The sequence below is a fragment of the Lentzea sp. CC55 genome (assembly GCF_021056325.1).
In the GTDB taxonomy this organism is placed as follows: Bacteria; Actinomycetota; Actinomycetes; order Mycobacteriales; family Pseudonocardiaceae; genus Lentzea; species Lentzea jiangxiensis.
The window spans coordinates 321,161-345,309 of sequence record NZ_JAJCXE010000054.1 but is presented as its reverse complement, the minus strand read 5'-3'; the positions used below and the strand labels follow the sequence as shown (position 1 = coordinate 345,309).

26 protein-coding genes and 1 tRNA gene are annotated in these 24,149 nt (G+C 70.5%); 12 read left to right on the top strand and 15 right to left on the bottom strand.

Features of this window, described 5'->3' with window-relative positions; genetic code table 11:
* The 3 genes from L6E10_RS34330 to L6E10_RS34320 form a co-directional block, all read right to left on the bottom strand.
* A partial coding sequence (locus L6E10_RS34330) for an MSMEG_4193 family putative phosphomutase (RefSeq protein WP_236224303.1) occupies positions 1 to 489 on the bottom strand: 489 nt, incomplete at its 3' end.
* Positions 490 to 499: 10 nt separating this feature from the next.
* On the bottom strand, positions 500 to 1,327 hold the full coding sequence (locus L6E10_RS34325) for an undecaprenyl-diphosphate phosphatase (protein WP_236224302.1): 828 nt from the start codon (positions 1,325 to 1,327) through the stop codon (positions 500 to 502).
* Positions 1,324 to 2,373 (bottom strand): LLM class F420-dependent oxidoreductase, encoded by a 1,050-nt coding sequence (locus L6E10_RS34320; RefSeq protein ID WP_236224301.1) that lies wholly within the window; start codon positions 2,371 to 2,373, stop codon positions 1,324 to 1,326. Before L6E10_RS34320 ends, L6E10_RS34325 begins: the two co-directional genes overlap by 4 nt.
* Before the next feature lie 72 nt (positions 2,374 to 2,445).
* Here L6E10_RS34320 and L6E10_RS34315 point away from each other — a divergent pair, with 72 nt between their 5' ends.
* From L6E10_RS34315 to L6E10_RS34305, 3 genes are all read left to right on the top strand, one after another.
* Entirely contained in the window at positions 2,446 to 3,411 is a 966-nt protein-coding gene (locus tag L6E10_RS34315; protein WP_236224300.1) for an aldo/keto reductase, read from the top strand.
* Between the two features lie 129 nt (positions 3,412 to 3,540).
* A complete protein-coding gene (locus tag L6E10_RS34310; protein ID WP_236224299.1) occupies positions 3,541 to 4,260 on the top strand; it encodes a YncE family protein in 720 nt (239 codons plus the stop codon).
* On the top strand, positions 4,257 to 4,469 hold the full coding sequence (locus L6E10_RS34305; RefSeq protein WP_090101055.1) for a DUF5703 family protein: 213 nt from the start codon (positions 4,257 to 4,259) through the stop codon (positions 4,467 to 4,469). The genes L6E10_RS34310 and L6E10_RS34305 overlap by 4 nt, the downstream gene beginning before the upstream one ends.
* Here L6E10_RS34305 and L6E10_RS34300 read toward each other — a convergent pair.
* Positions 4,462 to 5,394, bottom strand: a complete 933-nt coding sequence (locus L6E10_RS34300) for an aldo/keto reductase (RefSeq protein ID WP_236224298.1) — start codon at positions 5,392 to 5,394, stop codon at positions 4,462 to 4,464. The two genes, L6E10_RS34305 and L6E10_RS34300, sit on opposite strands and share 8 nt — an antisense overlap.
* 69 nt (positions 5,395 to 5,463) lie before the next feature.
* Between L6E10_RS34300 and L6E10_RS34295 the strand changes: the two genes are divergently transcribed.
* The 3 genes from L6E10_RS34295 (at position 5,464) to L6E10_RS34285 (ending at position 10,505) form a co-directional block, all read left to right on the top strand.
* Entirely contained in the window at positions 5,464 to 6,189 is a 726-nt protein-coding gene (locus tag L6E10_RS34295) for a helix-turn-helix domain-containing protein (protein ID WP_236224297.1), read from the top strand.
* A gap of 46 nt (positions 6,190 to 6,235) precedes the next feature.
* A complete protein-coding gene (locus L6E10_RS34290; RefSeq protein WP_236224296.1) occupies positions 6,236 to 9,871 on the top strand; it encodes a hypothetical protein in 3,636 nt (1,211 codons plus the stop codon).
* Between the two features lie 190 nt (positions 9,872 to 10,061).
* Positions 10,062 to 10,505, top strand: a complete 444-nt coding sequence (locus L6E10_RS34285; RefSeq protein ID WP_236224295.1) for a hypothetical protein — start codon at positions 10,062 to 10,064, stop codon at positions 10,503 to 10,505.
* On the opposite strand, the gene L6E10_RS34280 is transcribed toward L6E10_RS34285, so the two are convergent.
* From L6E10_RS34280 to L6E10_RS41020, 10 genes are all read right to left on the bottom strand, one after another.
* Entirely contained in the window at positions 10,486 to 11,574 is a 1,089-nt protein-coding gene (locus L6E10_RS34280; protein WP_236224294.1) for a hypothetical protein, read from the bottom strand. The genes L6E10_RS34285 and L6E10_RS34280 overlap by 20 nt on opposite strands.
* Before the next feature lie 123 nt (positions 11,575 to 11,697).
* Positions 11,698 to 12,531 (bottom strand): alpha/beta fold hydrolase, encoded by an 834-nt coding sequence (locus tag L6E10_RS34275; RefSeq protein WP_236224293.1) that lies wholly within the window; start codon positions 12,529 to 12,531, stop codon positions 11,698 to 11,700.
* Positions 12,532 to 12,593: 62 nt separating this feature from the next.
* The gene (locus tag L6E10_RS34270; protein WP_236224292.1) at positions 12,594 to 12,779 is read right to left on the bottom strand and encodes a hypothetical protein; all 186 of its coding nucleotides are present in this window, start codon (positions 12,777 to 12,779) and stop codon (positions 12,594 to 12,596) included.
* Positions 12,761 to 13,378 carry an SDR family oxidoreductase gene (locus tag L6E10_RS34265; RefSeq protein ID WP_236224291.1) on the bottom strand — a complete coding sequence of 206 codons (618 nt, stop codon included), beginning with the start codon at positions 13,376 to 13,378 and terminating at the stop codon, positions 12,761 to 12,763. The genes L6E10_RS34270 and L6E10_RS34265 overlap by 19 nt, the downstream gene beginning before the upstream one ends.
* 10 nt (positions 13,379 to 13,388) lie before the next feature.
* The gene (locus L6E10_RS34260) at positions 13,389 to 14,714 is read right to left on the bottom strand and encodes a M20/M25/M40 family metallo-hydrolase (RefSeq protein ID WP_236224290.1); all 1,326 of its coding nucleotides are present in this window, start codon (positions 14,712 to 14,714) and stop codon (positions 13,389 to 13,391) included.
* 19 nt (positions 14,715 to 14,733) lie between these two features.
* On the bottom strand, positions 14,734 to 15,624 hold the full coding sequence (locus L6E10_RS34255; RefSeq protein WP_236224289.1) for a glutaminase: 891 nt from the start codon (positions 15,622 to 15,624) through the stop codon (positions 14,734 to 14,736).
* A 27-nt stretch (positions 15,625 to 15,651) separates the two neighbouring features.
* Positions 15,652 to 16,245 carry a DUF6801 domain-containing protein gene (locus L6E10_RS34250; RefSeq protein ID WP_236224288.1) on the bottom strand — a complete coding sequence of 198 codons (594 nt, stop codon included), beginning with the start codon at positions 16,243 to 16,245 and terminating at the stop codon, positions 15,652 to 15,654.
* A gap of 143 nt (positions 16,246 to 16,388) precedes the next feature.
* Positions 16,389 to 17,546 (bottom strand): CdaR family transcriptional regulator, encoded by a 1,158-nt coding sequence (locus tag L6E10_RS34245; RefSeq protein ID WP_236224287.1) that lies wholly within the window; start codon positions 17,544 to 17,546, stop codon positions 16,389 to 16,391.
* 58 nt (positions 17,547 to 17,604) lie between these two features.
* Positions 17,605 to 18,267, bottom strand: coding sequence for a GAP family protein (locus L6E10_RS34240; RefSeq protein WP_236224286.1), 663 nt, complete (start codon positions 18,265 to 18,267; stop codon positions 17,605 to 17,607).
* The gene (locus L6E10_RS41020; RefSeq protein ID WP_236224285.1) at positions 18,264 to 18,830 is read right to left on the bottom strand and encodes a TetR/AcrR family transcriptional regulator; all 567 of its coding nucleotides are present in this window, start codon (positions 18,828 to 18,830) and stop codon (positions 18,264 to 18,266) included. Before L6E10_RS41020 ends, L6E10_RS34240 begins: the two co-directional genes overlap by 4 nt.
* Before the next feature lie 130 nt (positions 18,831 to 18,960).
* On the opposite strand from L6E10_RS41020, the gene L6E10_RS34230 reads away from it, so the two are divergent.
* From L6E10_RS34230 to L6E10_RS34215, 4 genes are read left to right on the top strand one after another with little or no spacing between them, the layout of a single operon-like run.
* Positions 18,961 to 19,845, top strand: coding sequence for an ABC transporter ATP-binding protein (locus L6E10_RS34230; protein WP_236224284.1), 885 nt, complete (start codon positions 18,961 to 18,963; stop codon positions 19,843 to 19,845).
* The gene (locus L6E10_RS34225; RefSeq protein WP_236224283.1) at positions 19,842 to 20,549 is read left to right on the top strand and encodes an ABC transporter permease; all 708 of its coding nucleotides are present in this window, start codon (positions 19,842 to 19,844) and stop codon (positions 20,547 to 20,549) included. The genes L6E10_RS34230 and L6E10_RS34225 overlap by 4 nt, the downstream gene beginning before the upstream one ends.
* A complete protein-coding gene (locus L6E10_RS34220; RefSeq protein WP_236224282.1) occupies positions 20,546 to 21,685 on the top strand; it encodes a sensor histidine kinase in 1,140 nt (379 codons plus the stop codon). The genes L6E10_RS34225 and L6E10_RS34220 overlap by 4 nt, the downstream gene beginning before the upstream one ends.
* Positions 21,682 to 22,287: a response regulator transcription factor gene (locus L6E10_RS34215; RefSeq protein WP_236224281.1), complete on the top strand. Its 606-nt coding sequence runs from the start codon at positions 21,682 to 21,684 to the stop codon at positions 22,285 to 22,287. The genes L6E10_RS34220 and L6E10_RS34215 overlap by 4 nt, the downstream gene beginning before the upstream one ends.
* On the opposite strand, the gene L6E10_RS34210 is transcribed toward L6E10_RS34215, so the two are convergent.
* Positions 22,284 to 23,219 (bottom strand): squalene cyclase, encoded by a 936-nt coding sequence (locus tag L6E10_RS34210; protein ID WP_236224280.1) that lies wholly within the window; start codon positions 23,217 to 23,219, stop codon positions 22,284 to 22,286. The two genes, L6E10_RS34215 and L6E10_RS34210, sit on opposite strands and share 4 nt — an antisense overlap.
* A gap of 138 nt (positions 23,220 to 23,357) precedes the next feature.
* Between L6E10_RS34210 and L6E10_RS34205 the strand changes: the two genes are divergently transcribed.
* Both L6E10_RS34205 and L6E10_RS34200 read left to right on the top strand, forming a co-directional pair.
* Positions 23,358 to 23,443, top strand: a tRNA-Leu gene (locus tag L6E10_RS34205).
* Positions 23,444 to 23,536: 93 nt separating this feature from the next.
* Positions 23,537 to 24,001, top strand: a complete 465-nt coding sequence (locus L6E10_RS34200) for a hypothetical protein (protein WP_236224279.1) — start codon at positions 23,537 to 23,539, stop codon at positions 23,999 to 24,001.
* Positions 24,002 to 24,149: the final 148 nt, after the last annotated feature.

The following is a 24,149-nucleotide window of genomic DNA, read 5'->3' as shown; positions in this document are numbered from 1 at the left end:
CGCCAAAACCGCCTTGATCACATCACCGTGCGAGCACAACACCCACACAGCACCAGGACCGTGCTCCTCGGAAACACGGGCATCATGCGCCCGCACCGCCGCCACCGCACGAGCCTGCACATGCGCCAAACCCTCCCCATCGGGGAACACAGCAGCGGAAGGATGCTGCTGCACGACCTTCCACAACGGCTCGTCGTACAGGTCCTTCAACGCCTTGCCGGTCCACGCCCCGTAGTCCACTTCGGACAGGTCCGGCTCCGCCACCGCCTCCAAAGAACGATCGGCCAGCAACGGCGCCAACGTCTCCTCACACCGCTGCAGAGGAGACGACACCACCGCGCTGACCGGAATGTCCTTCAAACGCCCCACCAGAGCCGCCGCCTGCGCCCGCCCCCGCTCGTCCAACCCCACACCCAACGATCTCCCGGCGAGCACACCGGAACCGTTGGCAGTCGAACGAGCATGTCGGAGCAGGATCACCGTGGCCACGCCACCCACCTTAGATCGGCTGCAACAACCCCATCGACAGCAGCCCCATCACCACGATGCCCAGCATGATCCGGTACCACACGAACGCCGAATACGAATGCTTCGACACGTACTTCAACAACCACGCGATCGTCGCGTACCCCACCACGAACGAGATCAGCGTCGCCACCACCATCTGCGGAATCGACGCCTGAACACCCTCACCCGACCGCTCCAGGACATCCGGGATGGAGAACAACCCCGCCCCGAACACCGCCGGAATCGCCAGGAGGAACGAATACCGCGCCGCCGCCTCCCGCGTCAGCCCCAGGAACAACCCCGCCGTCAACGTCCCACCCGAACGGGACACACCCGGAATGAGCGCCAGCGCCTGCGCCAACCCCATCCCGACCGCGTCCTTCATCCGCAACTCGTCACGCTGCTGCTTCGCCAGGTGATCCGCCAAACCCAGCAGCACACCGAACACGATCAGCATCGTGGCCGTGATCCACAGGTTCCGCGCCGACGTCCGGATCTCGTCCTTCAGCAGATACCCCAGAACCGAGATCGGCACCGAACCGATGATCACGTACCAGGCGAGCCGGTAGTCCTTCTCCTTGCGCGCCTCGGCGCTGAACAAGCCGCGGAACCAGGCGCTGATGAAGCGCCCGATGTCCTTGGCGAAGTAGATCAGCACCGCCACCTCGGTACCCAACTGGATCACCGCGGTGAACGAAGCGCCCGCGTCGTTGCCGAAGAACAGCGTCGACGTGATGCGCAGGTGCGCACTGCTGGAAATCGGCAGGAATTCCGTTAATCCTTGGACCAGTCCGAGGACCAGAGCCTGCAACCAGCTCAACTACCCACTCCTGCCAGATCCAGAGCCTCGGCCGCGGTGCGAAGGCCCGCGATCCCCTGCTCCAGATCTTGCAGCATCGGCGAAACGGACAACGTGGTGACCCCCGCCGCCGCAAGAGCCCTCATCTTGTCTGCTATGCGCTCCTTCGACCCCAGCAACGCCGTCGCGTCCAGGAACTCCAACGGGATCGCCGCCATCGCACCCGCGTAGTCCCGCGACAGGTACTTCTCCTGGATCTCCTCCGCCTGAGCCGGAAAACCCATCCGCACCATCAGGTTGTTGTAGAAGTTCTGCTTGCGCGACCCCATACCGCCTACGTACAACGCCGTGTACGCCCGAACCGGATCAGCGCACGCCCTCCAGTCCTCCCCCACGACCAGCGGCATCGTCGGAACGACGTCGAAACCCTCCATCGACCTGCCGGCCTTCTCCCGGCCCGCCCTCACCGACGCCAGCGACTCCGCCGAGAACTCCGGCGAGAAGAAGATCGCCAGCCACCCGTCCGCGATCTCGCCCGCCAGCTCCAGGTTCTTCGGACCCACCGCCGCCAGGTAGACCGGGATCCGCTCCCGCACCGGGTGCACCGTCAACTGCAGCGCCTTGCCAGGACCATCCGGCAACGGCAACGTGTAGTGCTCACCCTCGAAACGCAGCTTCTCCCGCGTCAAAGCACGCTTCACGATCTCCACGTACTCACGCGTGCGCGCCAGCGGCTTGTCGAACCGCACACCGTGCCAGCCCTCCGACACCTGCGGACCCGACACACCCAGGCCCATCCGGAACCGGCCGCCCGACAACGTGTCCAAAGTAGCCGCCGTCATCGCCGCCATCGCGGGCGTCCGCGCCGGGATCTGGAAGATCGCGCTACCGACGTCGATGCGTTCGGTCTGCGCGGCCACCCACGCGAGCACCGTCGGCGCGTCGGAACCGTAGGCCTCCGCGGCCCACACCACCGAAAAGCCGAGCCGGTCGGCCTCTTTGGCCAGCTCAAGGTTCGCGGCGTCGTTGCCGGCGCCCCAGTATCCGAGGTTCAATCCGAGCTTCACGCAGCAAGACCCTACCGGTCAGTAACACCGATTGCCAGGCTCACACGATGATCACCCCTTAGCATCGCGCACGTGGAACAGCGATACCTCGGCCGCAGCGGCCTCCGCGTCTCCAGGACGGCGCTGGGCACGATGACGTGGGGCCGCGACACCGACGCGGACGAGGCAGCAACCCAGCTCATGGCCTTCGCCGACGCCGGCGGCACCCTCGTCGACACCGCCGACGTCTACTCGGAAGGCGAAGCCGAACGCATCCTCGGCGCCCTCCTCGGCGAAATCGTCCCCCGCGACGAACTCGTCCTCGCCACCAAAGCCGTCGCCCGCCGCACCGAAGGCCCCTTCGGCGGCGGCGCCTCCCGCGGCGCCCTGCTGTCCGCACTGGACGGATCCCTGCGCCGCATCGGCGTCGACCACGTCGACCTGTGGCAACTGCACGCCTGGGACGCCAACGTCCCCGTCGAGGAAACCCTCTCCGCCGTCGACCACGCCATCACCTCCGGCAAAGTCCGCTACGCCGGCATCTCCAACTACAGCGGCTGGCAACTCGCCACCGCCGCCATGACCCCCTCGACCCACCCCCTCATCTCCACCCAGGTCGAGTACTCCCTGCTCGAACGCGGCATCGAACGCGAAGTCGCCCCCGCCGCCCGGCACCACGGCCTCGGACTGCTCCCGTGGGCACCCCTCGGCCGCGGCGTGCTCACCGCCAAGTACCGCAACGGCACCCCCGCCGACTCCCGCGGCGCCTCCGCCCACTTCGCCGGCTACGTCGAACAGCACCGCAACGACCGCGCCGCCCGCATCGTCCAAGCCGTCGCCACCGCCGCCGAAGGACTCGGCACCTCCGCGCTGTGCGTCGCCCTCGCCTGGGTCCGCGACCGCCCCGGCGTCGTCGCCCCCGTCGTCGGCGCCCGCGACACCAACCAGCTCCTCGCCTCGCTCGAGACCGAGCAGCTCACCCTGCCCCCGGCGATCCGGGCCGCCCTCGACGACGTCAGCGCCATCGAACTCGGCTACCCCGAACGACCGATGCCCTGACTTTTTGCTCTTGGCGCTTGTTCGGGTTGTTGCTCGTTCGACTGCCGCGTCGAGTGTTTGATTTTAGTCAACACTGAAATAATAGAGATAAATGAGTGGTTCCGCGACGAGTTTCACCCCACCCCTTGCGTGACCTCCGACCGAACGTCGTGGATCCTGGAAGTCCACGACGTGCTCCAGGAGGACCCGATCTTGCGCCGGCTCGCTGCTCTGATCCTGACCACCGCCACGCTGACAGCGTGCGGCCAGAGCGAGGGGACGCAGGACCCGCTGCAGGTGGCCGAAGTCCTCGAAGCCGCCAAGCCCGCCCTCTCCCCCGCCCAGAACGGCACCCCGCCCGGCGAGATCACGCCCGGCGGCACGTTCACCGAGGGCGGCACCACGCTCGAGTTCCAGGTCAACGGCCGCAAGGTCGAACTGGACAGGCTGCGCAGCGCGGTCTTCGAGATGACCACCGACGACAAGGGCGCGCCGACCCGCGGCGCCGGCCTGCGCGCGGGTGACGGCGCCACCAACGGCGTCCCCGACCGCTACGGCCGCCTGCTCGTCGTCGACACCCGCGGCGGCGAGTTCATCGCGTTCTCGGTCAACCCGCTGATCATGCGGCAGCGCTACCCCCTGCCCGGCACGCCCTACGGCATCGCCTACGACGGCAAGCGCGACATCGCGTGGGTCACGCTCACCGAGCGCAACGAGGTCGTCGGACTGGACGTCGCCGGTGGCGAACCGACCGAGAAGCACCGGTTCCCCACCGTGCGCCAGCCCAACACCGTCAGCGTCGACCAGGAATCCGGACGGGTCACGGTCACGTCCGGCGACAACGGAGGGGTACAGGTGATCTCGCCATGAACGAAGGGGTGATCGACGGAGACTGGGAGTACCGGCCGCTGCGTCTGCCGCCCGGCATCTCCCGCCGCACCGCGGCCACGCAGCTGGCCATCCACGCCGAGTTCGCGGGCTGGGAACTCTCCCGCACGCTGCTCTACGGCGACGGCTCCCGCAAGGTCTGGCTCCGCCGCAAGCGCCAGCCCTCCCTGGTGCCCGGCCTCATCACCTGACGACGACCACGTCACCGAACGCGGAGGGCTCGCACTCCGCGATGAAGTCCGCCGGAAAGCCCCGCTCGAACGGGGCCGCCGCCTCCAGGCGCGCGACCGCTTCCGGCGGCAGCACCACCTCGCCCAGGCAGTCCCGCACCTGCTCCGGCGTCCGCGCCCCCACCAGCGGCGACACCCCGCGTGCGCGCACCCACGCCAGAGCCACCCGAGCCGGCGTCGTCCCCAGCTCGTCCGCGACCTCCCGCACGGCCCGCGCCGCGCGCTCCTCCCCCTCGGTCAGCTGCCCCGACCGCTGCGTACCACCCGAGAGCTTCCCCGCCGCCAACGGCGCCCACGCCGCCACCGTCAGCCCCAGAGCCGACGCCATCGGCAGCAGCTCGCGCTCCACGTCGCGCCGCAGCAGGTTGTACGGCACCTGCAGCCCCGAGAACGCCGTCCAGTCCCGCCACTCCGCCAGCGTGTTCGCCCGCGCCACGAACCACGCCGGCGCGTCCGACACGCCGACGTAGAGCACCTTCCCCGCCCGCACCAGGTCGTCCAGCGCCCGCATGGTCTCCTCGACCGGCGTGTGCCGGTCCCACAGGTGCACCCACAGCACGTCCACGTAGTCCGTCCGCAACCGCCGCAGCGACCGCTCCAGCGACGCCACCAGGTTCTTGCGGTGGTTGCCGCCCGCGTTCGGGTCCCCGGCGTCACGCGACAACGCGTACTTCGTCGCCAGCACGAACCGGTCCCGCCGCCCCAGCACGGCTCCGAGCACCTCCTCGCTCTCGCCGTAGGCAGAGGCGGTGTCGAGGAAGTTGCCACCGGCCTCGGCGTAGGCGTCGACCACGCGGCGGGCGAGGTCCTCCGAACGCAACGTCATGGTGCCCAGCAGCACCTCGGACACGCGCAGGCCGGTCCGGCCGAACAGTCGGTATCGCATGATCCACAGCATCACCGCGCGGGCCGGACGCAACCAGGCCCGTTCAGGGTCCCTCTAGACTCGCCGATCATGGCCGACAACGCACTGGGCCGGTTCCTGCGCGCCCGCCGCGAAGCCACCGCACCTCCCACCACCGAACGCCGCCGCCGCACCCCCGGCCTGCGCCGCGGCGAGCTCGCCGACCGCGCCGGCATCAGCGTCGAGTACCTCACCCGACTCGAGCGCGGCACCGACCGCTCCCCCTCCGGCCAGGTCCTCGCCGCCCTGGCCGACGCGCTCGGGATGACCGCGGACGAACGGATCCACCTGTACCGCCTCGTCAAGGCCGGCAGCACCTGCTCCCCTCCCCCGCCGCCACCGCTGCGGCCCACCGTCCAGGCACTGCTCGACGCCCTCGCACCCACCGCGGCCGCCGTGCTCGACCCGGCGGGTGACGTCCTCGCGTGCACTGAGACGTTCCGCACGATCTCCGGCCTCGGCGACGAGCGCAACGTCGTCCGCTTCGCCTTCAGCCCCGCCGGGAAGGCCCACTACCCCGACTGGGAGCAGGTCGCGCACGACCGTGCCGCCTCTCTCCGGGCGGCGGCCGACCTCGGCGACCACGCGGCGAGCACACTCGCGTTCGAGCTCTCCATCACCGCCGGCGCGGCCTTCACCAGCCGTTATGATGCCGTCGCCGCCCTGCCGCCCGCCACCGGTACCGAACGCTGGGGTTCTCTCCTCGTTGCCTTTGAGACCTTGTATCTCTCTGGTGAAGGTGAGAACCGGATTTTGGTTTGTTTTAGTCAACACTGAAACTATAGAGACTGTCGCAGAACAGGCGGGTGGAAGACTCGCCGCCATGCCCCGCCCGGAAAAACCGCTCGACCCGTTCGCCGGTCCGGTCCAGCAGTTCGCGTTCGACCTGCGCAAGCTCCGCGAGAAGGCCGGCTCCCCCGGCTACCGCGAACTCGGCAGGCTCAGCCACTACTCCGCCAGCACCCTCGCCGACGCCGCCCGCGGCGAGCGGCTGCCGAGCCTCGCCGTCACGCTCGCGTTCGTCCGGGCCTGCGGCGGCGACGAGGAGTCCTGGGAGCAGCGCTGGCGCGGGATCGACAGGACGGACGCGCCGGCGCGGGGCGACGACTCCCCCTACGTGGGCCTCAAAGCCTTCACCGAGGCCGACGCCGACCGCTTCTTCGGCCGCGAACGGCTCGTCGGCAAGCTACTGGGCAAGCTCGAGCACCACGACACCGTGCTCGTCGTCGGCGCGTCGGGATCCGGCAAGTCCTCGCTGCTCAGGGCCGGTCTGCTCGCCCGCGTGCCCGGGGAGCTGATCACACCCGGCACCCACCGGACGCTCCCGGCCACCGACGGCCTGCTCGTCGTCGACCAGTTCGAGGGGGTCTTCTCCCTCCCCCACCGCGACGAGTTCATCGCGGAGCTCACGAGCCGCGAGCACCGGACCGTCCTCGGCCTGCGAGCCGACTTCTACGGTCACTGCGCCCGCTACCCCGGCCTGGCGAGGGCCGTCGAGGACGCCCAGGTCCTGGTCGGGCCGATGACCACCGACGAGCTGCGCAAGGCCATCACCCAGCCCGCCGTCGAGGTCGGCTGCGCGCTCGAGACCGGGCTCGTCGCCCGCCTCGTCGCCGACGCCACCGGCGAACCCGGCGTGCTCCCCCACGTCAGCCACGCGCTGCTCGAGACGTGGCAGCGCAAGCGGGGCAACACCCTCACCCTCGCCAGCTACCACGAGAGCGGCGGCATCCCCCGCGCCATCGCCAACACCGCCGAGACCGCCTTCACGAGCCTCGACGGGCGTGGGCAGGCCCGCGCCCGGCAGGTGTTGCTGCGACTGGTCACCCCCGGCGAAGGCACCGAGGACACCAAACGCCACGCCAGGCGGTCCGAACTCGCGGCCGACGACGTCGTCGAGCACTTCGCCGCCGCGCGCATCCTCACCGTCGACGACGACAGCGTCGAGATCAGCCACGAAGCCGTCATCCGCGGCTGGCCGCGCCTCAGGGACTGGCTCGCCGAGGCACGCGACGACCTGCGTGTGCACCGCCGGCTCACCGCCGCGGCCGCGGACTGGGAGGCGCACGGCCGCGATCCCGGCTCGCTCTACCGGGGCGCACCGCTCACCCAGGCCACCGACTGGGCCGAACGCGACCCGGACGCGCTCAACGCCGAGGAGAAGGCGTTCCTGGAGGCCAGCAAGGCCGCCACCGACCACGAACTGGCCACCGAGAAACGCCGCACCACCACCCTGCGCCGCGTGGTCGCGCTTCTCGCCGTACTTCTGCTTGTGGCGACCACCGCAACGGTGTTCGCCGTGCGCGCGCAGCGCCAGACCACTGAGCAGCGCACTATCGCACTGGCCCAGAAGGCCATTTCCGACGCCGCCGCGCTGCAGCAGCGCGACCCCGGCCTGGCGAGCCGGCTGAGGCTGGCCGCCTACCGCCTCACCGGCCTGCCCGCGGCCCGCGACAGCCTGCTCAGCACGTTCTCCGCACCGCAGGTCACCATCGTCAGCGGCCACGACGAGCCGGCGTCGTTCGCCGTGTTCAGCCCGGACACCAAGCTCCTCGCCACCGCCGCTGACGACCGGATGCTCATCCTCTGGGACTTCACCGACCCGAACCACCCCGCCGAGCTGGGCCGCGTCCGCGCCGGCGAGCACGCCACCCACGGCATGGCGTTCAGCCCGGACGGCCGAACCATCGCCACGGCCGGCTGGGACGGCGTCATCCGCCTCGTCGACGTCACCGAGCCGCGCAGGCCGGTCGAGAAGGTGCGCGTGACCGGCCACGACGGCCAGGTGCAGGCCGTGGAGTTCACCCCGGACGGCAAGTCGCTGGTCAGCGGCGGCGAGGACGGGACGATCAGGGTGTGGGACGTGTCCGGCAGCCCGGTCCGCACCATCCAGGCCCACACCGGCAACGTGCACGGCATCTCGATCGACCCCACCGGTACCCGCGTCGGCTCCGCCTCGTGGGACGGCACCGTCAAGTTCTCGGACCTCGCGACGGGCGCGCTGCTCTCCACGATCGACCCGGTCCCCGGTGACGTCCACGTCGACGGCGTCGCCTTCTCCCCCAACGGCCGCACCGCCGCCACGGGCGCGGACAACGGCGAGGTGCGGTTGTGGGACGTCACCGACCCGCGCGCCCCCGCACCGCTGGGCTTCGCCGCCGGACACACCTTCTCCGTCCACGCGGTGACCTTCTCCCCCGACGGCAGGTTCCTCGCCAGTGGCGGCGGTGACCGCAGCACCCGCCTGTGGGACGTGAGCGATCCGCGCGACGTCCGGCTCGCCGCCGTGCTCGGCGGACACGACGACGCCCTGGTCTCGGCGACGTTCAGCTCCGACTCGCGCCACATGGTCATGGCGGCCAGCGAAACCGACGTCCGGGTGCTCGACCTGCACAACCTCACCTACCCGCGGCACGAGCAGACGGCGTGGAAGCTCGACTACGACCGGCAGGGGCGCTACTTCGCGACCGTCTCCTCCGACGGCGCCATCAAGCTGTGGCGGCCCGAGGACCGGCACGCCGAGGAGCTCTCCACCCTTCCCGAGGCCGTCCCGGACGACGAGGGGCAGACGGTCGACGTCAGCCCCGCCGGGGACGTCCTGTTCTCCTCGACCACGGCCCGCGCGGCCCTGTGGGACGTCAGCGACCCCGCCCGGCCGCGCGAGCTCAGCCGGGCGATCACCTTCGCCGCCCCGATCGTCTCCGCCTCCTTCAGCCACGACGGCACGCTGCTCGTCGCCGCCGAGGAGACCGGCGAGGTGGGGCTGTGGAACGTCACCGACCCGCGCAACCCCGTCAAAGCGGGCAGGTTCGCCCTTCCTCGGGCGGCCACCGTGTGGCAGGTCGAGCTCTCCCAGGACGACCGCACGGCCGTGATCGCGAACGGCAGTCGCGAGCTGCACCTGTGGGACGTCAGCGATCCGGCCAGGCCGCGGGCCCACCCGGTGCTGAAGACCGACGACAACCCGAGCCCCATCCGCCGCGGCGGGCAGGCCGGGCAGGAAGAGGTCTTCACGGTCGTGATCCACGGCACCGTGATGGCGTTCGCGAACCAGGGAGCGAGCGGCGCGCTGTACGACATCAGCGATCCCGCACAGCCGCGCAAGCTCGGCTCCCTGCCCAACGACGGCGGAGCGCTGCAGCGCCTCGCCTTCTCCCCCGACGGCACCCTCGTCGCGGCCGGCACGACCGACGACGTGGTCCGCGTGTGGGACGTGCGCACTGCCCGGAACCCCCAGCTCCGGGCAGTGCTGCACGGTCACACGGAACGGGTGTGGGGCTTGGCCTTCGCGCCGGACAACCGCACGCTGGCGACCACCGGCGCGGACCGCACCGTCCGCGTCTGGGACCTCGACGTGGAAGCCACGGCGACCCGCGTGTGCGCCACTACGACGGCGCACCTGTCCACTCGTCACTGGGAGCACTACTTTCCCGGCGTCGAGCCGAGGCCACTCTGCTGAACAACACCCCTCACCTTTTCCCTTCCGCTGCCTTTGTAGTGCGGAAACGTTGTGAGGTGTCGGTGTCCGGGAGCCTTACAACAACGTTCGCGCAACGGCGGGGGCCTCGTCCGAGGCGGATGACTTATCAGTCAACACTGAAGTAATAAAATTCGTCTAACTTGTTGCAGATGTGATCAGATTCGGGGTCATGGAGCTCGTGCCGCACGAAGTCGGGGTCGCTCACAGCGCACTGCCGCACGACGAAACGTCCACCAGGGCCCTGCTCGCGCAAGCCGCGGCGCAGGGGCTGCACACAGTCGTGGTCACGGCTGACGAAGGAGACGAACGCGCCATAGCCGTTCTGCGCGAGCTGCGCGCGGAATGGCACACCGAGGACGGCAAGGTCACCGCCCAGCTCGACACGGACGCCGAAGGTCAGCTCGAGCACCTCTGGGGGCTGCCGGTGGCGGACAGGGCCGCGTGGCTCGCCGCGTTCCCCCGCCACGACGACCCGAACTGGTGGATGCACCGGTTGCTGGTCCTCAACCACCACCCGGAGTGGGCGCCGCTCAAGGACTGGCTGGTCGACGAGCACGTGCGGCTCTTCGGCCGCCCGCCGGGACGGCGCCGGTCTACCGCGGCAGGCCGCTGAAGTCGGGCTGGCGCAGCCGCTGGATCCACGGGATCGGGTCTTCCTCCGGGACGTCCCGATCCGGCTGGACCGCGGCGAACGTCAGTACCGGCACCCTCGGCACCCCCACCGCGATCACGTCGCCGTGCGTGCCGGCGATCCACATGACACCCGTGTCGGCGATGTTCGCCACGACGTGCAGGTCCGGGATGACGAACTGCACCAGCGCGAGTCCGCCGGGCATCTCCGCGAGCCCGGCGACGTGCTGGTTGGGCTGCCACGGGAACAGCGTGATCGGCACCGGCGTCCACTGCGCCGAGTTCTCCACCGCCCTCACCGCGTCCCGGTACCAGCGGCTGATCTCGACCGCCGTCGGAACGCCCAGCAGCCCCACCGCCAGGACGAGGCCGCCGACCACCAGTCCGGCCGGCGCCAGCGGGAACAGGCTCAGCGCCACCACCAGGCCGCCGAGCCCCGCGGGCACCGCCGACCACAGCCACGACCGCACTCCCCACCGCAGACCTCCGCAGGCCTTCGCGGTCGCGGGGTCGTCCAGCGGCCGGCCGAGCGGCCGCTCCTCGGGTTCGCGCGCCGGGTACTCCCCCGTGTCGACCTCGGCGTTGGCCATCTTGGCGAACCCGGCGACCCGGACGACCGCCCTGCCGCCGGCGTCGGGCCCGCAGACGAAGACCTCGCGCCGGTGCAGCACCATGTCCGGCAGGTCCTCGAACCAGCCCTTGAGCACCAGCCCGTCGAGCAGCAGGCGGTCGGTCGCGTCCTGCTGGTCCTCCGCCACCCCCGCCGGGACGCGTCGCCACGGCCGCTCCAGCAGTCCCCGCCGCTCGGCCTTCGTCTCCGACCGGTACATCAACGGCCCGAGCGCGCACAGCAGCGCGACCAACGCCAGCACCACCAGCGCACCGGTGTTGCCCGGCGACGACGGCAGGAACCAGCACGTCACCGCCCCGCCCGCCGCCACGAGCGCGATGCCGCCGAGGGCCTTCGCACCCCAGCGCAGGTCCTGCAGGATCAAGCCGGTGGACCAGTCGTCCTTCGCGGGCACGTCCGTCCGCGGTTCCAGGTACTGCACCGGTCCTCCACGATCAGTGCGGCGGGGCGCTGAGGTCGCGCCGGCTGATCCTCCACCACCACGGCATCGGGTCGCTCGTCCGTTCGGACCGATCGTCCCCGCTTCCGGGCACCGCGGCACCGGCTACGCCTTGGCGGCGACCTCCCGGATGAGGTCGGCGAGTTCGGACGGCCGCTCCAGGGGCAGCATGTGGCCCGCGTCCGGCAGGATCACCGACGTTCCGCCGAACTTGGCCGCGTCCGACTCGGCCACCAGCCGGTCCTCGTCCCCGACCACCGCGACGACGGCTTTCTCCCCCGCCACGGTCAGCCCGGCCTCGCGGTCGTAGCGGTCCACGGCGGGACGGAACAGCGCGATCGTCTCCGGCCAGTGCCCCCACACCATGTCCGCGGTGAGCTCCACGTCCTCGTCCGCCGGCTCGTCGCCGAAGAGCCACCACCGCAGACCGGCGGTCTTGGTCGGCTCGATCTTCTCCCGCACCGCCCGCACGATCGGCCCGAACGCCCGTTCCAGCTCCCGCACGAGCTTGCCGAGCGCCTTGGGCCAGGCGAGCGACGTCTCGGACATCTCGCTCGCCGCCGTGGACACGAACACGTTGCCCAGCACCCGTTGCCGGAACAGCCGCGGCCGGCGCTCGGCCATCGCGAGCGCCGCCATGCCGCCCATCGAGTGCCCGGCGATCACGATCTGCCCCTGCGGCACGGCCCGTTCGATCAACTCGCCCAGGTCGTCGCCGAGCTGCTCGATCGTGGCCGTCTCCCTGGTGGCGGCGCCGGATCCGCCGTGGCCGCGGTGGTCGTAGGCGATGACCTGGAAGTCGGTGGCCAGCTGCTCGACGACCTTGTGCCAGGAGCGGTGGTCGAGCGCGTAACCGTGGGCCAGCACAACCGTCACCGGTGCCTCGGGGTCGCCCGCGCGCACCACGTTCAGCTCGGTCCCGTCCTCCAGTCGCACCATGCGCAGTCCTTTCGCCGTGTCGTCTGTTCGTCCTAACGAGACAACACGGTTCCGGACACGCCCTAAACGCGGCCGAGCACGACATCGGGCGGCAGCTGTCCGCCACCGACGCCCGGAACACCGCGGAAGCGGTACGCCGAGGCCCCGCCACCGGGCTGGATGGTCCAGGCCTCCCCAGGCTGCCCCCCGGCCAGCACGGACTGCAGCGCCTCGGCGACGTCCGACGGCGTCAGCAGCGGGAACTCCACGGCGTCGAACTCCTCCTTCGCCGCGCCCAGCAGCAACGTGTCGACGAAGCCGGGACACAGCGCGCAGACCGTGATGCCCTCCCCGCCAGCGCGGCGCCCGCCGCCCGCGCGTACCCGACGACGGCGTGCTTGGTCAGCGTGTAGAGCGGGTCGGAGGACATCGCGGTGAGACCGGCGAGCGACGCGGTGATCACGATCTTCCCGCCGCCTTGCCGCCGCAGCGCCGGAACGGCCGCGCACACCCCGTACACGACGTGGTCGACGTTCACGCCGACCAGCCTGCGGTAGCGGTCGACGTCCAGGGCGTCCACCCCGGTCTGGCCGCCGCCGATCCCGGCGTTGAGCAGGACGACGTCGAGCCGGCCGAGCTCGGACTCGACCCGCGCGACGACCGCGGGCATGGTCGCGGGGTCGGCGACGTCACCGGCGACGGCGATGCCGCCGACCGCGGACGCGACCCGCTGCGCGCCCGCGGCGTCGAGGTCGAGCACCGCCACGCGGGCGCCGAGCTCGGCCAGACGCCGCGCCACCGCGGCCCCGATCCCGCCCGCGCCGCCGGTGACGAGCGCGACCTGACCGGTCAGGTCCACAGCGGACACGGCGTCCTCCTCAGCTGTTGCGCAGGAAACGGTCCAGCACGCGGACACCGAACTTAAGCGCGTCGACCGGCACGCGCTCGTCCACGCCGTGGAAGAGCCCGGAGAAGTCGAGGTCGGCCGGCAGCCTCAACGGCGCGAAGCCGAAGTTGCGGATGCCGAGCTGCTGGAACGACTTGGCGTCCGTGCCGCCGGAGAGCATGTACGGCAGCACGCGGGCACCGGGGTCCTCGGCGGTGATCGACGCCGTCATGGCGTCCACGAGGGCGCCGTCGAAGGTCGTCTCGACCGGCGGCAGGCCGACCCACTCGCGTTCGACGTCCGGGCCGAGCAGCTCGGCCAGCTCGCGGTCGAACGCCTCCTCGCGGCCCGGCAGGATGCGGCAGTCCACAGTGGCCTCGGCCGTGGACGGGATGACGTTGGCCTTGTAGCCGGCGGAGAGCATCGTCGGGTTGGCCGTGTCGCGCAGGGTCGCGCCGATCATCCGCGACAGCGCGCCGAGCTTGCCGATCGAGCCCTCGACGTCGTCGTCGGGGAACTCGAGGCCGGTGATCTCGGTGACGCCGTCGAGGAACTCGCGGACGGACGGCCGGATGATGATCGGCCACCGGTGCTGGTCGAGCTTGGTGACGGCGGCGGCGAGCTTCGCCACGGCGTTGTCGCGGTGGATCATGCTGCCGTGGCCCGCGGTGCCCTTGACCCGCAGCTTGAGCCAGCGGATGCCCTTCTCGGCGGTCTCGACGAGGTACGCGCGGACGTCGTCCTTGAGGGTGATCGAGAACCCGCCGACCTCGCTGATCGCCTCGGTGACGCCCTCGAACAGCTCCGGCCGGTTCTCCACCAGCCACTTCGCGCCGTACAGGCCGCCCGCCTCCTCGTCGGCGAGGAACGCGAACACGATGTCGCGCGGCGGGACGATGTTCTCGCGCTTGAAGTGGCGGGCCAGGGCCAGCGTCATGCCGACCATGTCCTTCATGTCGACGGCGCCGCGGCCCCACACGTAGCCGTCCTGCACGGCACCGGAGAACGGGTGCACCGACCACTCGGAGGCGTCGGCGGGCACGACGTCGAGGTGGCCGTGGACCAGCAGCGCCCCGCGGCTGGGATCGGCTCCCGCCAGGCGGGCGATGACGTTGCCCCGGCCCTTCGCTCCCGACTCGACGTACGTGGTCTCGTAGCCGACCTCGGACAGCTTCTCCGCCACCCACTCGGCGGCCTCGCGCTCGCCCACGACCGTCGCCGGATCACCCGTGTTCGTGGTGTCGATCCTGATCAGCTCGCTGACCAGCGTCACGGCCTCGTCCTGCGCCAGTGCCAATGCGTTCCCCGTTGTGCTCACCCCGCCTTCCTACCACCCGTCAGAACACGGACCAGCCTGTGAGAGTGGTGAAACGGTCCAGAGCGTCGACACCGGCGACGGAGTTGCCGCGTGCGTCCAGCGCCGGGCTCCACACGCAGATCGCGCACCTGCCGGGGACGACGGCGATGATGCCGCCGCCGACGCCGCTCTTGCCGGGCAGGCCGACGCGGTAGGCGAATTGGCCGGCGGCGTCGTAGGTGCCGCAGGTGAGCATCACGGCGTTGACGCGCTTGGCACCGCTGACGCCGAGGAGCCGCGTGCCGTCGTTGCGGACGCCGTGCCGTGCGAGGAAGAGGGTCGCCTTGGCCAGGTCGGTGCAGCTCATCGCGATCGAGCACTGCCGGACGTACTCGCGCAGCACGACGTCGACGGGGTTGCGCATGTTGCCGTAGGACGCCATGAAGTGGGCGAGCGCGCGGTTGCGGTCGCTGTGGTCCAGTTCGGACTCGGCGACCTCGGGGTCGACGTCGATGCCCGGGTTGCCGCTCTCCCGGCGCAGGAACTCGAGCAACCGGTCGGAGGCGCCGGGCCCGAGGTGGTCGGTGACGACGACGGCGCCGGCGTTGATGAACGGGTTGCGCGGGATGCCCTGCTCGGTCTCGAGCTGGACCAGCGAGTTGAACGGCGACCCGGACGGTTCGCGGCCGACGCGCGTCCACACGTCGTCGTCCTCGGCGAGGGCCAGAGCCAGCGTGAACACCTTGGAGATGCTCTGGATCGAGAACGGCCGCTCGTGCCGGCCCGCGCCGAAGACCTCGCCGTCGAGGGTGGCGACGGCGAGGCCGAAGGCGTGCGGGTCGACCCTGGCGAGTGCGGGGATGTAGTCGGCTACGGCGCCACCTGGCGTGACCTCGGAGGCGATGCGGTCCACCAGCTGTTGCAGCTCCATGGCCGCCATCCCATCACGGGACGGCTGCTACGCCACCTGGAACTCGTGGAACTTGGTGGGCTGGCCCGCCTTGACGGTGCAGGGGACGTGCACGACGCCGATCCACGTCGGGTCGCCGTTCGCCTGGCGCGGGGTCAGGGCGAGGTCCGCGTTGCCGAGGTTGATCGAGGTCGTGCCGGCGTTGGGCAGCGTCAGCGCCGGGAACGTGCCGGTGGCGACGACCTGGAACGTGCCGGAGGAGGGCACCGGCGTGTTCGGGATGGTCAGCGTCGACGTCTGCGTCTGGACGCTGCCCGCGTTGTCCACGGCGATGGTCGTGGTGAGCGTGCCGTCGACCGACCGGCCGCCGATCCACCACAGCGTGTTGCGGACGGAGTCGGACACGGTGGACGTGACCGACGCCGAGGCGGGCTCCGTCGGAACGCCGACGGCGGCGGAGTCCGGCATGTTCGGCGAGCTGATCACGGAGGGGACGTCGTGCGTGCCGGCGACGGAGAACTGGCACGAGTAGGTGAGGCTGAGCTCGGCGGGCGCGGCGGAACCCGTGCCGGCCGTGGCCACGCCCAGCGCTCCGGCAACCAGAACCACCGCGGCGGCGCGCGTGAAAAGTCCGGTCTTCATCTGCAGGGACCTCCTGAGTACGACAGTGAACTGCAAGAAGGCGGCGTTGCTTTACCCGTCAGTAAAGTAACCGCGCCGCATTCCGGGAGGCAAGCGAAAACGTGCTTTTGTCATCTGCATGCGAAATGACTTCCCGCTTTTTATCAGCCGCGCAGCAACAAATAGTGCGCGCGCAGCGCCAGTTCGAGGGTGAACCGCTGTTCGGCGTCGTGCATCCGATCGCCGAACAGTTCGTCCAGCTGGTTCACGCGGTAGCGCACGGTCTGCGGGTGCACCTGCAGCCGGGCGGCGACCTCGGGCGCGCCACCGCGGGCCGAGAGCCACACCAGCAGCGTCTCGGCGAGCTTCGTGCGCTGCCGTTCGGTGAGCGGGGCCAGCGGCGCCAGCGCGCGTTCGGCCAGCTGCCGGGCGAGGAACTCGTCGGCGAGCACGGTGAGTTCGACGAGGTGGTCGGCGCAGTCCAGCACCGGCCGGTCCGGCAGCACCCCCTCACCCGACAGCGCGAGCACCCGGCGTGCGCAGGCCAGCGACGCACGTGCCTGCTCCGGCGGTACCGGCGGCCCGACCGCGGCCCGCCACCCCGGCAGGGCCCCGCGGACCCAGCGCGCCACCGCGACCGGGTTCGGCACCAGCAGGTACGGGGCGGCGTCCTCGAAGTCGACCAGCACGTCGGCCGGCAGGTCGTCAGCGGGCGCGGCGGACGGTTCGAGCGCCACGGCGGCGAGGCGGTCCGGCAACGGCCACGCCGCCGCGTGCGCCGCCTCCAGCACGGCCTGCCGGCCGGCCGCCGGATCGCCGACCAGCAGTTCCACCAGCTTGCGCCGCTTGCGTTCGAGCGTGCCCGCCGCGCTCGCCTGGGCGGCCGCATACCCCTCGACCGACAGGCTGACGAGCTCGTCGACGTGGGCGATCATCGCCTCGCCCAGCGCCGACATGAGGCGCAGCGACAGCTCACGCCGTTCGGCGAACGCGCAGACGTGCCGCCACGCGATCCGCGCACCGATCCGGTAGGCGGCCTGCAGGCTGTCGAGGCTGCGCCCGGACTGGAACTCCCACGCGCCGAGCTTGCGGTGGATGTCGTCGTGCGGATCGGGTTCGGACTCCGGCGAGGCGATGCGGTCGACGAACTTCACCAACGCCTGCCGGATTCCGTCGACCACGTTCTCCCGGAACGGCGTGTATTCCGGAATGGATTCCTCGATCGCCTCGAAAATGCTCACCGCGACCGGCGTGACTTCCATCCGGAGCAACGGCGCCAGCTCACGCGGGACAGACCTGCGCGGATCGCCCGGCTGAGTCATCCTCTCGAGTGTAGGAGGAAAACGAAACCGGGTCGTTCAGCCAACCGGACCAAGTGGTTCACAGGAAGAACAGCCGCGCGACGGCGTCGCGCGCGACCAGGAACCCGGCGATACCGAGAATCCACCCCGTCGCACTCGCGCCCTTCTCGGCGAACCAGGTGCTGATCTTCGTCAGGAACGGGTCGACCCGGTGCCGCAGCGCCAGCCGCCCGCCGAGCAGCAGCAGCGCGGGCACGATCATGACCAGGCAGTACCCGGCGAGCAGCAGCCCGATCTGCGCCGGGCGCAGGTCCGCGGAGCTCATCATCCCGATCGCGCCCAGGTAGGGCAGCATCGTCGCGAGCTCGACGACACCCGCCAGCACCGCGACCCCCGCGAGCGCCGGTGTCGGCCCGTTCGCGCGGTTCTGCCACTTCGCGGTGTCCAGCTTCTTCTTGCTGTCGAAGCGGAAGCTGATCACGAAGAGGAACACGCCGATCACCAGTTGGATCCACAGCGCGACCGGCCCGTCGAGGTGGTCGACGACCTTCGAGGCGCCGAGCACGAGCAGGATCCCGACGGCGAAGTAGAACACCGTGATCGTGCCGAGGTACACGGCAAACCGGCCGAGGCGCAGCCGTCCCGGCGTGAGCATGAGCCAGATCGGGATGAACAGCGTCCCGATGCTCGTCGAATCCAGCAGCGCCAGCCCCGCCAGCGCCGCCACCAACCCCAGTGTCACTCGTTCCCCCACAGTCGTTCGAGGTGGCGGCCGATCACCCGCTCCGCCACGTCCTCCGTCATCACCTCTGGCTCCAGGGCGCGCTGAGCCGTCACCCCGTCCACCAGCGCGGCGAGCCCGACGGCCTCCCCGCCGTCCAGCCCCTCCGCTTCGAGCATCCGCCGGCACAGGTCCCTGATGACCCATGCGCCTTCCACGTGCCGTTGCAGCAACACGGGATTGGCAGCCGCCCGCGCCGCGAACGCCAGCCACACCCGTGCGCGCGCCGCGTCGTCCACGAGCGCGATGACGCACAACGCCTTGTGCAGGCGGTCCTTCAGGCTCCCCTCCTGCGCCAGGACGGCCTGCACGCTCGTGGTGAGCTCCTCCACGAGCTGGTCCTGCGCGAACAGGAGCAGCTCGTCCTTGCTGCGGAAGTACTTCTGCAGCAAGCCCGTCGTGGCGTTCAGCTCGCGGGCGATCCGCGGCAGGCTCGCCGCGTCCAGCCCTTCGGCGTCGACCACCCGGTAGAGGGCGGCGACCACCTGCTGACGCCGTTCGACCGGGTCCGCGCGTTTTGGCACGACCGTTAGATTACGACCTTAATCCAACGCTCGCAAGTTCCGGGGCGAGCTGGCCCGCATGACATCTGTCATGGGGAACTGATGTGTCGTGGCACTGCCGCGCGCCGGTGCCCGCCGAGATCGTTGAGGCATGACAGCGATCGAGGTGCGTGGGCTGACGCGCCGGTACAGCGGAGGGTTCGAGGCCGTGCGGGGCGTGTCCTTCGACGTCGAGCGGGGCGAGATGTTCGCGCTGCTCGGCACGAACGGAGCGGGGAAGACCTCGACGGTGGAGGTCGTGGAAGGGCTGTCGCGTCCGGCGGAGGGGACCGTGCGCGTGCTCGGGCACGACCCGTTCACCGAACGCGCGGTCGTCCGGCCGCGCGTGGGGGTGATGCTGCAGGAAGGCGGTTTCCCGCCGGACCTCACGGTGTCCGAGGCGACGAGGATGTGGGCGGGGACGCTGACGTCGCCGCGTCCGGTGGCGGAGGCGTTGGCGCTGGTCGACCTGGAGCACCGCGCGTCGGTGCGGGTGAAGCAGCTGTCCGGCGGTGAACGGCGGCGGCTGGACCTGGCGCTCGCGTTGCTGGGCAAGCCGGAGGTGCTGTTCCTCGACGAGCCGACGACCGGGCTGGACCCGGAGAGCCGGCGCAACACGTGGGAGCTGATCCGGACGCTGCTGCGCGAGGGCGTGACCGTGCTGCTGACGACGCACTACCTCGAGGAGGCGCAGGAGCTGGCCGACCGTCTCGCGATCATGCACCGCGGCCGGATCGTGGCGCAGGGAACGGTGTCCGAGGTCGTCGACGCCTACCCGTCGCGCATCTCGTTCGTGCCGCCTTCCGGGGTCCCGTTGCCCGTCGTGGCCGACGCGGACTCGTCGGGGCGCGTGACCGTGCGGACCAACGACCTGCAGTCGACGCTGCACGAGCTGCTGACCTGGGCACACTCGAACGACGTCGCACTGTCCGGTCTGGACGCCCGTTCGGCGTCGCTGGAGGAGGCGTTCCTGGCGATCGCGGAGGAGGCGGCATGAGGGCCGTGGCCATCGGGCAGGCGGAGCTGAAGTTGTTCTGGCGCAACCGGACCGCGCTGTTCAACTCGCTGCTGATGCCGTTGTTGCTGGTGCCGGTGCTGATCTCGGTGAACGCGAGCGGCGTGCCGCTGATCGCGGGCCTGATCGGGTTCTCGCTGCTCATGGCGGTGTACTACAACCTCGTCACGACGTTCGTGGCGCGGCGGGAGGAGCTGGTGCTCAAGCGGCTGCGCGTCGGCGAGCTGACCGACCCGGAGATCCTGTTCGGCGCGTCGCTGCCCTCGCTCGTGGTGGCGCTGGGGCAGATGCTGCTGTTCTCGGTCGTCGTCGCCGTGGTCGTCGGCGTCCCGCTGCCGCAGCGGCCGTGGTTCATCCTGCTGGGTGTGCTGGGCGGCATCGCGTCGTTCACGCTGCTCGCGGCGGCCTCCTCGGCGTTCACGCGGACCGTGGAGATGGCGCAGGTGACGTCGTTGCCGGTGCTGACGGCGTGCTTCTTCGGCTCGGGGATGATGTTCCCGCTGGACGTGCTGCCCGAGCCCCTCGCGAAGGTGCTGGCGTACCTGCCGCTCACGCCGGTCCTCGACCTGCTGCGCGCCGGCTGGGCCGACGGCCCGGTGCTGCGGCCGTTGATCGTCCTGGCGGTGTGGATCGGCCTGGGGACCTACGCTGTGCAGCGGTATTTCCGGTGGGACCCTCGGAGGTGAGCTTGCTCGGCTGGTGGCGGTCGCGTGGCAACGCGGCGCGGTTCGACTTCTTCGTCCGCGCCACGTTCTACCTCGCCTACTTCTTCCTGCCGCCACTGCTGATCATCGGCATCGCCGAGGAGATCAGCACCGCCGCGGTGGTCGCGACCTCCGCGGCGGTGCTGCTCCACCTCGCGCTGAGCCTGCGCCTGGCCCACCTCGGCATCGAGCACTACCTGGGCAGGACCACGTTCCCCGGCCGCCTGCTGGTGCTGTACGTGGCGTACACGAGCGCCGTCCTGCTGGTCGCCGAACTGACCTACCCGCACCCGTCGCCCGGCAGGATCGACAGCCCGGCCAACGGCATCGCGGTGATGTTCCTGGTGCTGACGATCACCACCCTGTCCGCCCTGCGCCCCACCCGCCCGCTCGCGGTGGTGTCCGCGGCCGCGATCGGGTTCCTGTTCCTCACCGCACCCATGGGTCACGCGGTCGCCAGCAGCGTCATGGTGCTGTTCCTGGCCTTCGCCTTCCGCACCACCCTGTGGATGCTCGGCCTGGTCTGGGAGCTCGACCGCTCCCGCGAGGTCCGCGCGAACCTCGCCGTGGCCGAGGAACGCCTCCGCTTCGCCCGCGACCTGCACGACGTGGTGGGCCGCAACCTCTCCGTCGTAGCCCTGAAAGCCGACCTCGCCGCCCAACTGGCGCGCCGCGGCCGTGACACGGCGATCGACGAGATGCTCGAGGTCCGCCGCATAGCCCAGGACTCCCTCGACGAGCTCCGCGCCGTCGTGAGCGGCTACCGCACCGCCGACCTCTCCGTGGAACTGGCCGGCGCCCGCTCCCTGCTGGGCTCCGCGGGCATCGACTGCCGGGTGATCGGCGACGTCACCTTCGGCGGCGAACCGGCAGGCGCCCTGGGCTGGGCGGTCCGCGAAGGCGTCACCAACGTCCTGCGCCACAGCGAAGCCAGGACGTGCACGATCACGTTGCGCGGCAAGGTCCTCACCATGTCCAACGACGGCGCCCGCCCCGGACCGTTCCGCTTCGGCAGCGGCCTGACCGGCCTGCGCGAACGCGTAGCGGCCCTCGGCGGCACCGTGACCGCGGCCCCGGAAGCCCCCAACCGCTTCGTCCTCACCGTGGAGCTCCCGTGATCCGCATCCTCCTGGCAGACGACGAGCACCTCATCCGAGGCGCCATGGCGGCACTCCTGTCACTGGAGGACGACCTCGAGGTCGTGGCCCAAGCCGCCACCGGAGCCGAAGCCCTCGCCACCGCCCGAGTGGTCCGCCCGGACGTGGCCGTCATCGACCTGCAGATGCCCGACCTCGACGGCGTCTCGGTGGCCCAGTCCCTGGCCACCGACCTCCCGACCTGCTCCACGATGATCGTCACCAGCCACGGCCGCCCGGGCCACCTGAAACGAGCACTGGCAGCAGGCGTCCGGGGCTTCCTCCCGAAAACCGTCTCCTCGGACGTCCTCGCCACAGTCGTCCGCACCGTCCACAGAGGCGGCCGCTACGTGGACCCGGCCCTCGCCGCCGAAGCCATCAGCGCCGGCGACAGCCCCCTGACCCCACGCGAAGCAGACGTCCTCGAACTCGCCCTGGAAGGCGCCCCCATCGAGGAAATAGCCCGCCGCGCCTCCCTCTCACCGGGCACCGTCCGCAACTACCTCTCCTCGGCAGTGGGCAAAACCGGCGCCTCCAACCGCCACGAGGCAGCCCGCTTCGCCCGAGCACGAGGCTGGATCTAGCTCTCCCACCACTTCAACACCCGCAGGGCGTAGAACGTGAGCCACTTCGACGGCTCCCCACGAGGCACGTCGACCTCGAACCACACCCGCCCCGCGTGCCGCCCGGCCTGCAACCACGTCCCATCGACCTGCCGAGCGTCGCGGATCATCCCGACGGCCTCCTCCATCCGCGGATCCTTCACCCCCGCGGCCCGGAAGTAGTCCATGGCGTTGAGCACGCTGTACCCCCACCGAAACGGCGACCGGAACTCGGCCACCCACTCCCCCACGACCTCCCCGGTGGACAACCGCCGGCACAGCCGCCGCGCGAGCAGGTACTCATCCCCCCGCCGACGAGCCTCCCGCGTAGCCGCCGTGCCACCAGTCGCCAACTCGTGAAACAACAACCCCTTCAACGAGTTGAGCGTGGAGTGGAACGACGACCTCACCGACCCCTCGACCCACTCGCAGTTCCACCCACCGTCCTCAAGCTGGTGCTCGACGAACCACTCCGCGATCCCCTCGACAGGCGCCCCGAGCCACACCCCGTTGGCCAAGGTCCACGAGTTGATGCAGCAGTCCACCTCCCCACCCCAGTAGGGCAGGTCCCGGTACTCCCACCGACACCCTTGGTCCAGCAACTCGACGGTCCGCCGCTTCCGCAACACGGCAGGATCAAGCCCCCACTCCCGCAACGAACTCAAGGACCAGGTCGTAGCCGTCCAAGGCTGTCCACCCTCCCCGGCCCCGTCGAACCCGGCAGGGAAGAACGCCCCACCCGCCCACATGCCATCGCTTCCCTGAGCGGCAAGCAGCCGAGCCCCGAACCCCTCCACAGCCACCCGCTCCCGCGTGGCACGCCACACAGCCTCAGGCTCCCCCACCAGATCCCGCTGCACCTGCCACCGCAACGCAGGGTCCGAGTCCATCAACCAGGCCATCACCTCAGGCATCCGACGACCCTAGCCCTCGTCCCCGTCCACATGTCCCCACCAGCGCAAACCCGTCCATGACACCCCGATTTTGGCGGGCGGCGACGATCATGTAATCTATGGACACACCACGGCGCGAGCCGAGGCAGAACTGAATACGTCCGGGTGGCGGAATGGCAGACGCGCTAGCTTGAGGTGCTAGTCCCCGAAAGGGGGTGGGGGTTCAAGTCCCCCCTCGGACACCAAAATGTCGCAAATTTGCGACGTCTACGTGGCAGGTGCTCAAGTCCACTTGAGCACCTGTTTTGCGTTTCCGTGCCACCTGCAGGTGGCGTTCGATGACGATTTCCTACATCCGCCCGATCGTCCCGGACACGACGTCGGAAAAGGCGTCCGACGCCCTGACCCGCGCCATTGCCCAGCCTCTCCCGCTGATCGCCGTCCCGGCGTCCCGGCCGCCCAGGCTGACGAACGTCCTATACCGGATGGCCACCGTGGACCAGCGCGGCCGCCTCGCCGACCGGCACACCACGGCCGCGCTGGACTGGAACGCGGGCACGAGGCTGAACATCCGCGAGCACGACGGCCTGCTGGTCATCACCGCCGACCCGCACGGCGTCTTCCACCCCACCAAGCAGGGCTACCTCCGCCTACCAGCAGACGCCCGCCGCGCCGCGGGCGTGAGCTGCGGCGACGGGGTGCTCCTTCTGACCCACCTCGACCGCCAGACCGTGACGGTGTTCCCACCCGTCGCGCTGGACGACCTGCTGCTGCGCGTCCTGCCAGGTGGTGAGGAGGCGTGACCGGCGCACCGACGCAAGCCGAACTCGACGCCGCACGCCTGGTCCTCGACCGCATGGGCGTGACCGCCGAGGACCTGCTCAACTCCATGAGGCCACCGGCACCCACGTTCGGCGAGTACATCCCGGTCGTCTCCGCCGCGGTCAGCGA

Excerpts from the sequence above, each read along its gene's own strand:
- L6E10_RS34210 (WP_236224280.1), bottom strand. The coding sequence starts at position 23,219 with ATGCCTGAGGTGATGGCCTGGTTGATGGACTCGGACCCTGCGTTGCGG.
- L6E10_RS34200 (WP_236224279.1), top strand. The coding sequence starts at position 23,537 with ATGACGATTTCCTACATCCGCCCGATCGTCCCGGACACGACGTCGGAA.
- L6E10_RS34275 (WP_236224293.1), bottom strand. The coding sequence starts at position 12,531 with ATGGTGCGACTGGAGGACGGGACCGAGCTGAACGTGGTGCGCGCGGGC.
- L6E10_RS34250 (WP_236224288.1), bottom strand. The coding sequence starts at position 16,245 with ATGAAGACCGGACTTTTCACGCGCGCCGCCGCGGTGGTTCTGGTTGCC.
- L6E10_RS34295 (WP_236224297.1), top strand. The coding sequence starts at position 5,464 with ATGGCCGACAACGCACTGGGCCGGTTCCTGCGCGCCCGCCGCGAAGCC.
- L6E10_RS34225 (WP_236224283.1), top strand. The coding sequence starts at position 19,842 with ATGAGGGCCGTGGCCATCGGGCAGGCGGAGCTGAAGTTGTTCTGGCGC.
- L6E10_RS34230 (WP_236224284.1), top strand. The coding sequence starts at position 18,961 with ATGACAGCGATCGAGGTGCGTGGGCTGACGCGCCGGTACAGCGGAGGG.
- L6E10_RS34255 (WP_236224289.1), bottom strand. The coding sequence starts at position 15,624 with ATGGAGCTGCAACAGCTGGTGGACCGCATCGCCTCCGAGGTCACGCCA.
- L6E10_RS34290 (WP_236224296.1), top strand. The coding sequence starts at position 6,236 with ATGCCCCGCCCGGAAAAACCGCTCGACCCGTTCGCCGGTCCGGTCCAG.
- L6E10_RS34305 (WP_090101055.1), top strand. The coding sequence starts at position 4,257 with ATGAACGAAGGGGTGATCGACGGAGACTGGGAGTACCGGCCGCTGCGT.
- L6E10_RS34285 (WP_236224295.1), top strand. The coding sequence starts at position 10,062 with ATGGAGCTCGTGCCGCACGAAGTCGGGGTCGCTCACAGCGCACTGCCG.
- L6E10_RS34300 (WP_236224298.1), bottom strand. The coding sequence starts at position 5,394 with ATGCGATACCGACTGTTCGGCCGGACCGGCCTGCGCGTGTCCGAGGTG.
- L6E10_RS34245 (WP_236224287.1), bottom strand. The coding sequence starts at position 17,546 with ATGACTCAGCCGGGCGATCCGCGCAGGTCTGTCCCGCGTGAGCTGGCG.